This is a genomic window from Syntrophomonas sp. UBA5494, assembly GCF_002426325.1.
This window is the reverse complement of sequence record NZ_DIPG01000010.1, coordinates 40,442-40,753: the sequence shown is the minus strand read 5'-3', so window position 1 is coordinate 40,753 and position 312 is coordinate 40,442. Positions and strand designations below refer to the sequence as shown.

Below are 312 nucleotides of genomic sequence, written 5' to 3'. Positions count from 1 at the left end.
ATCTCCGCTGACAATCAAATCATAATAATCACCGGGCAGATTCAGATCACTTAAATGGGTTTTAATGGTATGGGCCGCGGCAGCGGCCATGGCGCTGCCCATGTCAGACTGGTCTGTCTGGCCCATATCTATGACCTTGCCAACCGTAATGCTCTTGATAGAGGGCCCGCTTCCACTGGCTTCCAGCAGTACAGCCCCGGCTGCGGTAGCGGTCCACTGGGCGGTGGCAGCTTTTTGCACCCCTTGTTCGGTGGGAAAGCGGTATTGTCTTTCAGCAGTATAATGATGGCTGCAGGCTGCGGCCACAATGCG

Annotated in this window: 1 pseudogene; it reads right to left on the bottom strand. The window is 55.1% G+C overall.

Features of this window, described 5'->3' with window-relative positions:
• Window positions 1-312: pseudogene (locus B3W37_RS01370) on the bottom strand (stage V sporulation protein AD); the annotation flags it as partial.